A 13,267-nucleotide genomic window follows, 5' to 3' on the forward strand; every position below is an offset into this window, starting at 1 on the left:
GATCAGTCGAATTCGGGCTCGTCCCGGTTCAGGTCGCGAATGGCAATCGCGGTGTCCTGCGCCTTGCTCAGCGTCCACCGGATGCGGGTCGCATACTCCATTGCGCGCCCGGATAGAACGATCTGTTTTGTCGCGCGCGGCTTCAGGCGGGTCTTTTCCAGATAAACGCTTGGCTCCAATGACAATTTATATTTGCCATCATGGCGGAAAACCCAGATCTCGCCGCTTTTGAGGGCCATCGACACCGCCGCGCCCCCCAGATCGACCGCCGCGTCCACTTCGGGATGCAGATGCAGGCGCAGGTCGAATCCGACCCCTGCCAGTACTGAGGCGTCCATCGCCTTGTCAAACCGGCGCTTGGCGGCATCGTCCATCGCAAGCAGCATGTCCTCGCCCACCAGTCCGCGCCCGTCATGGCTCAGTTCCAGCGTGCGGGCATGGGTCAGGCCGAACACCTTGGCATAGCCATCATGACCGCCCTGAAAGCGGATGCCGTCGGTCATTTCTGAGATCTCGACCGGCACCCGCGCCGGACCTTCGATCAGCGCCTCCAGCCCGGTGCCGCGCTCGGGCTCGGCCAGGCGCGCGCTGGAGAACCCATCCAGGCAGAGGGTGGAATGGGACGGCGTCGCCCGCCCGGCCCGGCGCCATTCCACCCCGAAACTGACGCCCGAACCGCAATTGACGATCAGCGGGCGGCGACCCGAGGTCAGTTCAAAAGCCAGGGTCGAGGCATGGGCGTTATAAGAGGCGGCACCGCGTGGCGGCACGCTGGCATCGACGATGACGCTGGTCCGCCCGCCCGACAGGCGCGCATAGCCCATCGACAGGCCCTCGGCATGGACCGGTTTCACGCCGCTGGCTGCCAGCGCATGATCAAGCCGCCCTTCGAGACCGCGCCCGCCACCATGGAAGCGGCCCAGTTGGCCATCCGCATGGCGCAGGGCGCGCAAAGTGGGCGCGATCCGTTCGATCGCCGCCGTCTGCGCATGTGGCGCGCCGCGCCCTGCCTCGTGCAGCGCCGCGGTGGCCCAGCTGAGCAGGGTAAACACCTCGAGCAGTTCTTCGGGGTTGCGGGTGGGCAGGCCGCCCTCCTTGTCGATCTGGCTGTCGCAATCGCGGGCCAGCGCCCGCACCGCCGGGTCGGCAAGCTCTTCCAGTCCTTCCAGCGCAAGCCCGGCATAGATGACACCAGTCAGCGCCTCGAACCGTCCCAGACCCGGCTTGGCACCCGGCCAGCGTCTGGACAGGAACCAGGTCTGTTGTCCCAGCGAGCGAAAGAAGGCATGGCTTTGTTCTGGCTCGACACCGCGCAGCAGGAACGGAGCGTGATTGATCCAGCGGATGACCCGCCGTCCGGTCAGTTCCGGCGTCCAGCCGGGACCGCGCCCGCGCCCATGTTCCGCGATCCAGCCCCACAGCCAGCGCTGCGCCTTTTCACGCGCGCGTACATCGCCAACGGCGGCCAGATCGTCGAGCCAGGCAAATCCCTGTCGCTCGTCGTCAAAGGCCCCATTGGGCGCCTCGACCTCCCACAGGCCGCTGCTTTGGGATTCGACCAGATAGCCGGCAAACAGCAGATTGCCCGCCACCAGTTGGCGCCCGCGCGCATAAGACCCGATGGTGCGCGGTTCGGGTTGCGAGACAAAGGCGCGGACCGATTTGTGACGCTGGCTGAGACGCGCGTATAGACGGTTCTGGAACCGTGCCCATCTGCTGGCCATGTTTTGCGAACCGGACATGCGCTCTGCCTCTCACGCTCTTTGGCGTTTGTGGCGAAGGATAGCGGCACCCGCGCCGCAAGTCACCGGTTATTCGGGGCCGTCGGCCGCCTTGCGCAGAACCGCCATGTAAAACCCGTCCATACCGCCCCGTTCGGACCAGTAATCGGGGCGCAGGCGCAGGCCACCCTCTTCGGTGATCCAGGCCGGATCGATGCCGGGCAGGCCCAGCGCGGCGCGGTCGGTGGACATGTCGGGATAAAGCGTCAGCGCCTCTTCAACCTGCACCTCGCCCTCGTCGGGCAACAGCGAGCATGTGCAGAACACCATGCGCCCGCCCGGCCTGACCAGGGTCCAGGCATGGGCGATCATCTGTGCCTGCAACTCGATCAGCGCGCCGAATTCGGAACCGTCCTTGGCCAGCGGCAGGTCGGGGTGACGCCGGATGGTGCCGGTGGCCGAACAGGGCGCGTCCAGCAGCACCGCGTCATATTGGCCGCCCTGTTCCAATGCGTCGCCCACCACTGTTTCAGCGCTCAGCCCGGTGCGGGCAAGGTTCTCGCGCACGCGGGCCATCCGCCCTTCGGAGATATCGAGCGCGGTGACCCGCGCCCCTGCTGCGGCCAGTTGCATGGTCTTGCCCCCCGGCGCGGCGCACAAGTCCAGCACGCTCTCGCCCGGTTGCGGATCGAGCAGCTGTACCGGCAGCGCGGCGGCGGCATCCTGCACCCACCAGTCGCCGGCGGCAAAGCCCGGCAGGGCCGAGACCTGCCCCGCATCATGCAGGCGCACCGAACCGGTCGGCAGCACCTCTCCGCCCGGCGCGGACGCCCCGGATTTCAGCGTCAGATCAAGCGGCGCGCCCACGAAATGCGCTGCCTCCATCGCCGCGACGGCAGGCGCGCCCCAGGCCTGAACCAGCGGATCGCGCAGCCAGCGCGGCAGGCGCGGCACCCGCAGGCGGCCCCACGCGGAGGGCGCGTCAGCGGCCACCTTGCGCAGCACTGCGTTGACCAGCCCCTTGAGCCGCCCGTGCCGGCGCGACCGACCGACGATTTCGACCATGGAATGCACCACCCCATGGGCAGCTTCGCCATGGGCCAGTTCGACCGTCCCCAGCCGCAGCGCGTTGCGCACACTCAGCGGCGGCGCCTTTTGCAGATGCGGTTTCAGCAGCCGGTCGGCGCGCTCCAGCCCGCGCAGGGTATCAAGTGTCAGCCGCTGGGCGCGCGCGCGCTCCTCGGGCGGTAACCGGTCCAGCGCCCCGGCGCCGAGACATTCGGACAACAGCCGCCCCTCGCCCAGAATCTGGTCGAGCAGATCGATCGCGCTTTGCCGCGCCTGGGTCGCGCTGTCCGCCATGGGGTGCCTCGTGGGGTTGTGACCATCCGCCCGCATTGCCAAGGGCGGACGCGGGCGTGTATCAGGATACCAGACTGAAAGGAACAGCAAAGCCATGAGCGAGCCGCGCCCAGACCTGCCCCCCGCCGCCCAACGCGCCCTGGCCGAGGCCGAGGAACGCCGCCGCAAGGCCGAGGCCGAAACCAAGCCCCTGCCCAAGGAACTGGGCGGGCGCGACGGGCCGGACCCGGCCCGCTATGGCGACTGGGAGAAAAAGGGCATCGCCATCGACTTCTGATCGTCGCGTTCCGGTTGCAACCGGGCGCCCGACACCGCACTCTCTACCGCAAAGCGTGATTAGCCTCAGGGGCGACAGAGAGTTTCCATGACCGTCAGACCCCCTTTGCAAACCGTCTCGACCGGCCTTGTCGTGGCCATCGTGGGGTTCTTCGGCTCGTTTCCCATCGTGTTGCAGGGTCTGACCGGGGTCGGGGCGGATGCGGCTCAGGCGGCCTCGGGACTGATGTTCGCGGCCTTGTCCATGGGGATATCGGGCATCCTGCTGAGCCTCTGGACCAAGGCGCCGGTTTCGGTCGCCTGGTCGACGCCGGGGGCCGCGCTGCTGGCGGTGTCGACGCTGCCGCAGGACGGGTTTGGCGGCGCCGTGGCCGGGTTCATCATGGCCGGAGCGCTGACGGTGATCGCGGCCTGGTGGCGCCCGCTCAGCAGGTTGACCGCCGCGATTCCGGGCCCGATTGCCCAGGCGATGCTGGCGGGGGTGCTGTTCGCGCTTTGCCTGCGACCCTTTCAGGCGCTGGCAGAGATTCCCCTTCTGGCGCTGCCGATCCTGCTGACCTGGTTCATTGCCAGCCAGATCAGCCGCCCCTTTGCGGTGCCCGCCGCGGTGATCGCCGGGGCGCTGGTCGTCACCGTCAACGCGGGTTTTGACATCCCCGCGCCCGAGGCGATTTTTGCCGCGCCGGTCTGGGTCACCCCGGTCTTTTCGCTGGAGGCGCTGACCAATATCGCGCTGCCGCTTTTCATCGTGACCATGGCAACCCAGAACGTGCCCGGGCTGGCGGTACTGCGCGCCTATGGCTATCAGCCGCGCCCGGCGCCGCTGGTGGCCGGGGTCGGCGCGGCCAGTGTGCTGTCGGCGCCGTTCGGCTCTCCGGCCACATGTCTGGCCGCAATCACTGCTGCGATGTGCGCCAATGAAGAGAGCCACCCGGACCCGACCCAGCGCTATTGGTCGGCGGTAATGGGCGGGCTGTTCTATTGCCTGCTGGGCCTCTTTGCCGGGGTCATCACCGGATTTGCGGCGCTGGCCCCGGCGCTGGTTCTGGGAACGGTGGCGGGGGTAGCGCTGCTGGGGGTGTTTGCCGGATCGGCGCTGGCAGCGCTGGAAGACCCCGATTGCCGCCAGGCCGCCGCCGTCACCTTTTTGATCACGGCGTCGGGCGTCACCATCCTGGGGCTAAGCGCCGCGGTCTGGGGTTTGGTGATCGGCGGGCTGATGCAGATGATCTCGAGCCGGATAAGGCGCGCGCGCACCTAGAGGTCCTCTCTGATCAGCGCCGCATGAAAGCCCTCGACCAGGGCGCGCTGGCGGCGTGCGGTCAGCCGGTCGGTGGGCCAGGTCAGCCAATAGCCGTCGCGCGTCGCCATCTCGGGCGCCTGCAGCCGACAAAGACGCCCTTCGACCATTGCCGCCCGCGCCAGCGGCAGCGAGCCCAGAACCACCCCGCCCCCCTGTTCGGCAGCCGTCAGAGCGTGGCCCATGGAATCCACACTCAGCCGCGCCTGCCCCTCGGGCATGGCACCGGCCAGCCGCGCCCAGTCGCGCCAGCCGGGCCGTTCGCCCCGCAGGTCGATGATACCGGCGGACCAGCCCAGCCCCGGCGCCGCCATCGGAGTGAGTATCTCGGGCGCGATCAGCAACGCCTCGCGCCCGGGCCAGACACCACGCCCGAACCGGATTTGCAGCCAGGTCCTCTCTTCGTCCAACCCGGCACGGCGGGCGGCGGAATCGCTCATCAGCCGCACCCCGGGATGCGCGGCCAGAAACGCCGCCGCGCGCGGCATCACCAGCGCCTCGATATGCGAGGCAAGGCCCGCCACCCGCAATTCGGTCGGGGCGGTGCCGAACAGATCCTCGGTGCTGCGGGCCAGCGCCGACAGGCTTTCCTGCACCAGCGGCAGATAGCTTTCCCCCTCAACCGTCAGCGTCACGCCGCGCGGCCCGCGCACGAACAGCGCCCGGCCCAGCCAGGCCTCGAGATTGCCGATCCGCTGGCTGACCGCCGCCTGGGTCAACCCGAATTCTCGCGCCGCGGCCGAAAAGCCACCCAGCCTGCCGGCGGCTTCGAATACCCGCAGCCAATCGAGTGGCGGCAAGCGATCGGATGATCGAGTCATAAGATTTCCCAACCCTCAGCCGGAAATAGGTATAGCTGTATTGATGTCATCCGGCGCGTTAATTCTCAACCCAGGCTCTGCGCGAACCAAGGAGGCCCTCATGCTGCGCCAGGTCACCCATACCGACCAAATCGTCACGCTGGAATTTGCCGATGGCACCATCACCCGGTTTCACGCCGTCTGGCTGCGCGACAATGCGCTGGACCCGGAAACGCGCGCGCCGGGCAATGGCCAGCGCCTGATCACCATCAGCGACATCCCCGCCGATCTGAGTATCGGCGCGGCCGCGCTCGCAGGGGATGCGCTGTCGCTCACCTTCTTGCCCGAGAACAAGACCGTCACATTTCCGGCGGACTGGCTGGCCGCCCATGCCTATGACCGGGATCAGGAGCACCCGATCGGATGGACCGCCCCCGGCATCACCACCTGGCAAAGCGGCATTGCGGCGCCCGGCGCGGACTGGACCGCCGTGCACGCCAACCCGGCGGTCAAGCGCGACTGGCTGGCGGCGGTGGCCGAATTCGGCTTTGCCCGGCTGACGGGCGGGCCCACCGAACCCGGCGCGCTGCTCAGGGTGGCCGACCTTTTCGGTTATGTGCGCGAAACCAATTATGGCCGCTATTTCGAGGTGCGGACCGAGGTGAACCCCACCAACCTCGCCTATACCGGGCTGGGCCTTCAGGCCCATACCGACAACCCCTATCGCGATCCTGTGCCGACGCTGCAAATCCTCTATTGCCTGGAAAACAGCGCAACAGGCGGCGACAGTATCGTGGTCGACGGGTTTCGCGCAGCCGAACGGTTGCGCGATGCCAATCCCGAGGGGTTCGCGCTGCTCTGTGGCTATCCGGCCCGGTTTGAATACAAGGGATCAGACGGCGTCTGCCTGCGCGCGCGCCGCCCGATGATCGAACTGTCGCCCGATGGGCAACTGGTGGCGATCCGGTTCAACAACCGCTCCTCCGCCCCGTTTGTTGATATCCCCTTTGACAGGATGGAGGCCTATTACGCCGCCTATCGTCAATTGGCCGAGCTCATCGACGACCCGGCGATGGGGGTCGCGTTCAAGCTGGAACCGGGTGAGAGCTTCATCGTCGACAACACCCGTGTCCTGCATGCGCGCACCGGCTATTCCGGCGCCGGCTCGCGCTGGCTGCAAGGGTGTTACGCCGACAAGGACGGGCTCCTCTCGACCCTCGCCGCGATGGAGGCCGCCGGGCTAGAGGCGGCGGAATGACTGTGGATTTCACCACGCTCGACCGGGGCAATATCGTCGCTTTCCTCGCCGATATCTTTGCCCGGCGGGGCGGCGAGGAATATCTGGGAGAGCCGGTCACCATGGCCCAGCATATGCTGCAAGGCGCCACCATCGCCGAACAGAACGGCCTGCCCGAAGAGATCATCGTCGGCGCGCTCCTGCATGATATCGGGCATTTCACCTCGGAATTCGGCACCTATCACCCCGACGATACCGAAGACCGCCACCATGAGGATGCGGGCGAGGCGGTATTGGCGCCGTTCTTCCCGCCAGTGATCACCGATTGCGTGAAATATCACGTGGCCGCAAAACGTTACCTATGCGCCACCAGGCCCGCCTATTTTGCGCGCCTGTCGCCCGCCTCGGTCCATACGCTGGAGTTGCAGGGCGGGCCGATGAGTACAGAAGAGGTGGCCGATTTCGAAAGGAACCCGAACCTCGAGGCGATCATCCAGGTCCGCTATCTGGACGAGGCGGGGAAGCGCGCCGATATGGAGACCCCCGGTTTCGACCATTTCGCACCGATGGTGCAGCGCATGGTCGACCGGCATCTGCTAGAGGTTTAGGTCAGCACTGGGGGCCAGCCCCCAGACCCCCGGAGTATTTCCGACCAGAAAGAAGCAAGAGCGCTCCCGCTTCTTTCTGGTTTGCAAATACTCCCGCCGGAGGCTCCCGTCCGCACGGCAAAGACCTGCGCGTGCGAAGCGGGTGCAGTGTGCTACTCGGCAGCCCAGCCGCCGACAGCCTTGACCTCGAGGAAGTCTTCCAACCCCCAGACGCCGCCCTCGCGCCCATTGCCGGACTGTTTCATGCCGCCAAAGGGCGAGCCGGCGGAACGGGATTGGCCGTTCATCTCGACCATGCCCGAGCGCAGCGCGCGCGCCATGCGGTTTGCGCGGGTGGCGTCCTGGGTCTGGACATAGTTGGTCAGCCCATAGGGCGTATCATTTGCGATCTCGATCGCCTCTTCCTCGGTATCGAAGGGGATCATGGTCAGGACCGGGCCAAAGATCTCTTCGCGCGCGATGGTCATCTGGTTGTTGGCATCCGCGAACACGGTGGGGCGCACGTAATAGCCCTTGTTCAGCCCCTCGGGCCGACCAGTACCGCCCGCGACCAGTCGGGCGCCTTCGTCGATGCCCTTCTGGATCAGGTCCTGGATCTTGGACCATTGCAGTTCGTTCACCACCGGGCCGATATGGCGGCCTTCGTCCAGCGCGTTGCCCACGGTGACCTTGCTGGCCACCTCGGCGGCGGTTTCGACCGCCTGATCGTAGATCGGACGTTGCACCAGCATCCGGCTGGGCGCGTTACAGCTCTGGCCGGTATTGTTCATCATGTGCAGCACGCCGCGCTTGACCGCCTTGTCATCGGCATCGGCAAAGATCACGTTGGCGCCCTTGCCACCCAGTTCCAGATGCACTTTCTTGAGCGTATCGGCAGCCGCCTTGGAAATCGCGGTACCTGCCCGGGTCGAGCCGGTGAAGCTGACCATGTCGATATCGGGATGGGTCGAAAGCTGCGAGCCGACACCCGCGCCATCGCCGTTCACCAGGTTGAACACACCCGGCGGGAAGCCCGCCTCGTCCATCATCTCGGCAAAGATCATCGCGTTGAGCGGGCTTTGCTCGGAGGGTTTCAGAACCATGGTGCAGCCCGCGATGGCGGCGGCGCCGACCTTGAGCGTGACCTGGTTCATCGGCCAGTTCCAGGGCGTGATCAGCGCCGCGACGCCAACCGCCTCGTAGATGATGCGGTCATTGGGGGCATGATCGCCCAGCGGGCGCTCGAACTGAAACGCCTTGGCGGCGCGGATGAAATTCTTCAGGTGCCACGTGCCCGCGCCCACCTGCTGGCTGCGCGACATGTCGATGGGTGCGCCCATTTCCAGCGACATCGCCTGCGCCAGATCCTCGCCACGGGTGTGGTAGATCTCGATCAGCTTCTCGACCAGGGCGATCCGCTCGGCGACCGGGGTGGCCATCCAGCCCGGCAGCGCCGCCTTGGCGGCGGCGACGGCGGCATTGGTATCGGCCTCGGAGCCGAGGGAGATGACGGCGCAGGGTTCTTCGGTCGACGGATTGATGACCTGGAAATCGTTGCTGACGGCAGGCGCAACCCAGGCGCCGTTGATGTAGAAATCACGCTTTTCGATCATGTCTGCCTCTCCTGATCAGACGGTTTTCGACCGGACGGTCGAGAATCGGGGCAACTGTGTCACCCAAGACAGCGCGCGGCAAGGGGCGGTCGCAAAATTTGATCAAATTTTACCGCCACGCGAATTTCTTGTGGCGGCACCTTGTCGCGGGTGGTGTATCCGGGCGGGCCAGTCGCTAGATTGGGCGCGACCGACTCGCATTCACGGCAAAGGAGATCCCCATGGGTTTGCGCATCAACGACATCGTCCCCAATTTCGAAGCCGATACCGACAAGGGACGTATCGCGTTCCATGACTGGATCGGCGACAGCTGGGCCATCCTGTTCTCGCACCCCAAGGATTTTACCCCGGTCTGCACCACCGAATTCGGCGCCGTGGCGCAGCTGGCCGATGAATGGGCCAAGCGCAACACCAAGGTGATCGGCGTCTCGGTCGACGGGGTCGAGGATCACAAGAAATGGAAGGGCGATATCGAGAGCTTTGCCGGCACCAGCGCCGGCTTCCCGATCATCGCCGACGAAGGTCTGGCGGTGTCCAAGGCCTTTGACATGCTGCCCGCCGATGCCTATCTGCCCGACGGCCGCACCCCCGCCGACAGCGCCACGGTGCGCTCGGTCTTCATCATCAGCCCCGACAAGAAGCTGCAACTGTCGATGACCTATCCGATGTCGGTCGGGCGCAACTTTGCCGAGGTGCTGCGCGCGCTTGACGGGTTGCAGCGCACCTATCAGCAGCCGCTGGCCACCCCCGCCAACTGGCAGACCGGTCAGGACGTGATCGTCGCCTTGGCGCTGGACAATGCCGCCGCCGAAGAAAAGTACGGTGCGCTGGACATCAAACTGCCTTATCTGCGGTTTGCGAAAAACCCGGGCTAAGCCCATCGCGGGCGCGGGGTCACCTGCGCCCGCCAAACAAGAAAGACGCTTGCCATGGCCTCTTTGAAACGCTGGCTCGATCTGCGCCGCAATCCCTGGAAGGCCGAGCATTATGCCGGGCTCAAGGCCTGGCGCGCCGACGATGCGCTGAAGACCCGGTTTTACACCTATGACGACCTTGCCCCCGGAGCGGTGGTTCTGGATGTGGGCGGGTTCGAGGGCGGTTGGGCCGACCGTGTTCTTACCGTTCAGGCCGAGGCGCGGGTACATGTGTTTGAACCCCACCCCCGGTTTGCCGATGCGCTGCGGTCGAAATTCGCCCACCGGCCCAATGTATCCGTGCATGATTTCGCTATCGGCGGGGCCGAGGGTACCCTGACGCTCAGCGACGATGGCGATGCCTCTTCTGCCTTTGGCGGTCAGGGTGGCGCGCTTACTGCGCCGGTCCGCCCGGTCGGCGCGGTCTTTGCCGAGCTGGGGTTGGATCGGGTCGATCTGATGAAGGTCAATATCGAAGGTGGCGAATACGATCTGCTGCCCGCCCTGCTTGACAGCGGGTTGATGCCCCGCATCGCGCGGCTTCAGGTTCAGTTTCACCTGTTCGAACCCGCCTTGATCGAGACCCGCGCGGCGATCTGCGCGCGGCTGGCGAAAACCCATGACTGCGCCTGGTGCTATCCGTTCATCTGGGAGGAATGGCGCCTGCGCTGAGGCGCCTTCAGCCGCGTGACAGCCGCCGCACCGCGGCGCGATAGCGCGCGCGATGCCATTCGCGGGTCAGCCGCTCGACCAGGCTCTTCTTCGCACCGATGGTGCTGCCGCCGATCACCTCGGTCCGGTCGCTCAGGCCCGAGGGGCTGATCACCCCCAACCGCAACCCGGTATGCCAGTGCATTTGCAGGAACGTGTCCACCGGCCGGTCAAAGGGTTCGGTCAGGGCCAGCAGCCGTTCTGCCGCCCAGCGCGCCACCAGCTGGCCCGAAGTGCGCAGCGGTGTCAGCCCGGGCTGCATCAACACGGATTGCCCCTGCTGATCTATCGCGGGTGCGGTCACCGGACGGGTCTGGAACTGGATATAGCCCATCTGCGCCACGTTGCGCTGTGCCAGCGCCAGCGCATCGGCAAACCCAGCTTCCAGCGCCATGTCATCCTCGATGATCAGCGCGGCCTCTGCTTCGCTCTCCACCAGCCGGGCCCAGGCAGCGCGGTGGCTGAGGAAACAGCCGATCTCGCCCGGGCGCAACTCAAAGGGATAGGCGGGTTTCAGCAGCCCGGGCTGAACAGCGCGCGCACGCGCGTCCGCGCCCATCGCGGCGCCATCGACCGCGGGAAGAAGCGCTGCAAACGGGAGCTGGCTCACCAAAGCATTGGCCTGGGCCCGACGATCGGTCGCCCGTTCCAAATGGATGACAAGACCCATCAGATTCATTTCGGCGCTCCGCTCTGCCTCTTGCAGAGGGCATCCTACCGTCCGGAAGCAGAAAGGCCCAGTCCCTGACCACAAGTCAGATCGGAACCTTTGCCCGGCGATGCGGCACAACTGAAAGCGCCCTCAGGTGACCTGTCCGGGGCCGGACATCACGCCCGATTGAAGACACCCGATGTCAGTCGATTGGCGGCAATCGCCATGCGCACCGCAGGTTTGAGGCGTTTCAAGATCCCCGCGTATTCGAACCCGGGATAATACCGCTCTCCGGCAATCATATCGCCGTCAAATTCAAAGACCGCCAGAAAAGGCGCGACAACCGAGATCGAAGTCGAGGGGTCCGCCAGCAGGTCTGGATTCACGCGTAAGGTGACTTCGCCTTTCGACACCAGCGCAATCCCCGCCTGCCAACGTGTGTGTGTTTCGCCGGAATACTCTGAAAAAAGCTTATAGAACCGTAACATCCCTGCCTGGATCGCTTTGTGCCCCCGGAAAGTAGAAACCATGTCCAGCGAGGCAGAATGCAGGATCATGCGATCAGAACAAAGCATCAGCGCCGCGTCGATATCGCGCCGGTTCTTGGACTCGGCATAGCGTGCCACGATGGCCGCGCGGCGCTCGTCAATCTCCGGCATATGTCGTCCTCACGATCCGGGGCAGTGCGCGCCGCGCCGAAAGCTCTCGCCGCGCCGCAGCGTCGATGATGCTGTCGGCCTCTACCATCTTGCGTTTCATCGCGTGGCCGACCACCCAGCGGAGCGGTTCCGGCGGGATCGGCAGACGCCGCTTTCGGTTCACGAACAGGGCCGCCCGATCCGTATTGTTCCCCAGCAGCATATCGGCGATGATCGTACCCGAGTAGCTGGCCATCGGCAGGCCGTGCCCGCCATATCCGGCTGCGATCACAACATTCTTTCGGCCCTCGAAGTGATCGAAGAAGGGCAGCAGATCGGATGAAATCGCAACACGACCCGACCAGGTATAGGCGGGCCGCAAATCCGGTATCTCGGGAAAGCGATCGCGCAACACCTCGAACAGCAACTGGAATGTTACCGGATCGTTGGCTGGCGGATGTCTGTCGCCCCAGCCCAGACGCGCGCGCTTGGTCCCGATCAGGATGCGCCCGTCATGGGTCAAACGAATGTTCTCGATCATCTGATGGGGCGTATGAATAGGCTCACCATTGCGCCAGCCGATGCAGGCCCGTTGATGCGGGGTGAGCGGCTCTGTCACCATGACGGAGACAGACCAGGGCATGATGGACCGCCGCAGCAAGCCGATCTCACCGGAATAGGCATTGGTCGCGATCACCGCCATGTCCGCGAGGACCGCGCCGTTTGCAGTGTCAGCGCGGACATGGCCCGACGTGTTCACCCTGGTCACGGAGCAGTCTTCGTAGATCTCGACACCAGCGTCCTCGGCAAGCTTCGCAAGTGCCTGCACATAGAGGGCGGGCTGGATATCGCCCCCGATCAACTCGTGAAAGGCGCTGTCCACAAAGGCCGGCGCATCCATCTGTGAAAGGTCGCGCCGATCAAGCATCTTGACCGGCAAACCAACCTTGTCACAGGCCTCGAACGTATTCTCCACATCGCGCCTTTGCGGCTCGGATACACCTGCGGTCAGGTTGCCGATTGCTCTGTAGTGGCAGTCGATCCCGCTCTGACTGACGATTGTTCCGACATTCGCAATCGCCTGTGTCAGAACATCGGCATACATCCTGGTCCGTTCAAGACCCAGCTTGTTGAGCGTCAGGTAAGGGTTCTTACCCAGCTGAATACCGACATGGCCACAGTTATAGGCGCTGGCGCCACTGCCGATGACCCCTCTTTCCAGAACCGCAACCGAATATCCCTGTTGGGCAAGCGCCAGAGCCGAGGACAACCCCGTATACCCTCCACCGACAACAACGACATCTCGGCGGATCTGGCCGTCGACGGTTCTTTTGACCCGTGCGTTTGGTGGCGAGTCCTTTCTCCAGAACCCTTCCGGCAGAAACTCATATGGCTGCATGTTCCGAACCCTCCCCTGGATCAGAAATCGTTCATTTTCGGGTCCACGCGATACGGG

General features: G+C 65.2%; 13 protein-coding genes. 6 read left to right on the forward strand and 7 right to left on the reverse strand.

Translation table 11 applies throughout. The annotated features are described in order from the left end of the window. Window positions 1-2: 2 nt before the first annotated feature. Both SPO_RS17095 and SPO_RS17100 read right to left on the reverse strand, forming a co-directional pair. A complete protein-coding gene (locus SPO_RS17095; protein WP_044028735.1) occupies window positions 3-1,742 on the reverse strand; it encodes a heparinase II/III family protein in 1,740 nt (579 codons plus the stop codon). A gap of 69 nt (window positions 1,743-1,811) precedes the next feature. Further along, window positions 1,812-3,083 (reverse strand): RsmB/NOP family class I SAM-dependent RNA methyltransferase, encoded by a 1,272-nt coding sequence (locus SPO_RS17100; protein WP_011049059.1) that lies wholly within the window; start codon window positions 3,081-3,083, stop codon window positions 1,812-1,814. Between the two features lie 94 nt (window positions 3,084-3,177). Between SPO_RS17100 and SPO_RS17105 the strand changes: the two genes are divergently transcribed. Both SPO_RS17105 and SPO_RS17110 read left to right on the forward strand, forming a co-directional pair. After that, a complete protein-coding gene (locus tag SPO_RS17105; protein WP_011049060.1) occupies window positions 3,178-3,360 on the forward strand; it encodes a DUF1674 domain-containing protein in 183 nt (60 codons plus the stop codon). 87 nt (window positions 3,361-3,447) lie between these two features. After that, entirely contained in the window at window positions 3,448-4,620 is a 1,173-nt protein-coding gene (locus SPO_RS17110) for a benzoate/H(+) symporter BenE family transporter (RefSeq protein ID WP_011049061.1), read from the forward strand. On the opposite strand, the gene SPO_RS17115 is transcribed toward SPO_RS17110, so the two are convergent. After that, a complete protein-coding gene (locus SPO_RS17115) occupies window positions 4,617-5,480 on the reverse strand; it encodes a LysR family transcriptional regulator (RefSeq protein ID WP_044028737.1) in 864 nt (287 codons plus the stop codon). The genes SPO_RS17110 and SPO_RS17115 overlap by 4 nt on opposite strands. Before the next feature lie 100 nt (window positions 5,481-5,580). On the opposite strand from SPO_RS17115, the gene tmpA reads away from it, so the two are divergent. Both tmpA and tmpB read left to right on the forward strand, forming a co-directional pair. Beyond that, window positions 5,581-6,717, forward strand: coding sequence for a 2-trimethylaminoethylphosphonate dioxygenase (tmpA, locus tag SPO_RS17120; RefSeq protein WP_011049063.1), 1,137 nt, complete (start codon window positions 5,581-5,583; stop codon window positions 6,715-6,717). Beyond that, complete coding sequence (gene tmpB / locus SPO_RS17125; protein WP_011049064.1) at window positions 6,714-7,304, forward strand: (R)-1-hydroxy-2-trimethylaminoethylphosphonate oxygenase; 591 nt, start codon at window positions 6,714-6,716, stop codon at window positions 7,302-7,304. The genes tmpA and tmpB overlap by 4 nt, the downstream gene beginning before the upstream one ends. Before the next feature lie 152 nt (window positions 7,305-7,456). Here the strand turns inward: tmpB and SPO_RS17130 are convergent, their stop codons facing one another. After that, window positions 7,457-8,896: an aldehyde dehydrogenase family protein gene (locus tag SPO_RS17130; RefSeq protein WP_011049065.1), complete on the reverse strand. Its 1,440-nt coding sequence runs from the start codon at window positions 8,894-8,896 to the stop codon at window positions 7,457-7,459. Between the two features lie 221 nt (window positions 8,897-9,117). Here SPO_RS17130 and SPO_RS17135 point away from each other — a divergent pair, with 221 nt between their 5' ends. Both SPO_RS17135 and SPO_RS17140 read left to right on the forward strand, forming a co-directional pair. Beyond that, window positions 9,118-9,771, forward strand: a complete 654-nt coding sequence (locus SPO_RS17135; protein ID WP_011049066.1) for a peroxiredoxin — start codon at window positions 9,118-9,120, stop codon at window positions 9,769-9,771. A 54-nt stretch (window positions 9,772-9,825) separates the two neighbouring features. Further along, the gene (locus SPO_RS17140; protein ID WP_011049067.1) at window positions 9,826-10,482 is read left to right on the forward strand and encodes an FkbM family methyltransferase; all 657 of its coding nucleotides are present in this window, start codon (window positions 9,826-9,828) and stop codon (window positions 10,480-10,482) included. A gap of 7 nt (window positions 10,483-10,489) precedes the next feature. Here the strand turns inward: SPO_RS17140 and SPO_RS17145 are convergent, their stop codons facing one another. From SPO_RS17145 to SPO_RS17155, 3 genes are all read right to left on the reverse strand, one after another. Further along, window positions 10,490-11,191 carry a glycosyltransferase family 25 protein gene (locus SPO_RS17145; protein ID WP_230981750.1) on the reverse strand — a complete coding sequence of 234 codons (702 nt, stop codon included), beginning with the start codon at window positions 11,189-11,191 and terminating at the stop codon, window positions 10,490-10,492. Between the two features lie 158 nt (window positions 11,192-11,349). Beyond that, window positions 11,350-11,832 carry a nuclear transport factor 2 family protein gene (locus tag SPO_RS17150; RefSeq protein ID WP_011049069.1) on the reverse strand — a complete coding sequence of 161 codons (483 nt, stop codon included), beginning with the start codon at window positions 11,830-11,832 and terminating at the stop codon, window positions 11,350-11,352. Continuing rightward, on the reverse strand, window positions 11,819-13,081 hold the full coding sequence (locus tag SPO_RS17155; RefSeq protein ID WP_044028740.1) for an NAD(P)/FAD-dependent oxidoreductase: 1,263 nt from the start codon (window positions 13,079-13,081) through the stop codon (window positions 11,819-11,821). Before SPO_RS17155 ends, SPO_RS17150 begins: the two co-directional genes overlap by 14 nt. Between the last annotated feature and the right edge of the window lie 186 nt (window positions 13,082-13,267).

Source organism: Ruegeria pomeroyi DSS-3 (assembly GCF_000011965.2).
Lineage (GTDB): Bacteria > Pseudomonadota > Alphaproteobacteria > Rhodobacterales > Rhodobacteraceae > Ruegeria_B > Ruegeria_B pomeroyi.

Bases quoted from the DNA above. Each gene is read 5' to 3' on its own strand.
- SPO_RS17095 (WP_044028735.1), bottom strand. From the start codon at position 1,742: ATGTCCGGTTCGCAAAACATGGCCAGCAGATGGGCACGGTTCCAGAAC.
- SPO_RS17100 (WP_011049059.1), bottom strand. From the start codon at position 3,083: ATGGCGGACAGCGCGACCCAGGCGCGGCAAAGCGCGATCGATCTGCTC.
- SPO_RS17105 (WP_011049060.1), top strand. From the start codon at position 3,178: ATGAGCGAGCCGCGCCCAGACCTGCCCCCCGCCGCCCAACGCGCCCTG.
- SPO_RS17110 (WP_011049061.1), top strand. From the start codon at position 3,448: ATGACCGTCAGACCCCCTTTGCAAACCGTCTCGACCGGCCTTGTCGTG.
- SPO_RS17115 (WP_044028737.1), bottom strand. From the start codon at position 5,480: ATGACTCGATCATCCGATCGCTTGCCGCCACTCGATTGGCTGCGGGTA.
- tmpA (WP_011049063.1), top strand. From the start codon at position 5,581: ATGCTGCGCCAGGTCACCCATACCGACCAAATCGTCACGCTGGAATTT.
- tmpB (WP_011049064.1), top strand. From the start codon at position 6,714: ATGACTGTGGATTTCACCACGCTCGACCGGGGCAATATCGTCGCTTTC.
- SPO_RS17130 (WP_011049065.1), bottom strand. From the start codon at position 8,896: ATGATCGAAAAGCGTGATTTCTACATCAACGGCGCCTGGGTTGCGCCT.
- SPO_RS17135 (WP_011049066.1), top strand. From the start codon at position 9,118: ATGGGTTTGCGCATCAACGACATCGTCCCCAATTTCGAAGCCGATACC.
- SPO_RS17140 (WP_011049067.1), top strand. From the start codon at position 9,826: ATGGCCTCTTTGAAACGCTGGCTCGATCTGCGCCGCAATCCCTGGAAG.
- SPO_RS17145 (WP_230981750.1), bottom strand. From the start codon at position 11,191: ATGGGTCTTGTCATCCATTTGGAACGGGCGACCGATCGTCGGGCCCAG.
- SPO_RS17150 (WP_011049069.1), bottom strand. From the start codon at position 11,832: ATGCCGGAGATTGACGAGCGCCGCGCGGCCATCGTGGCACGCTATGCC.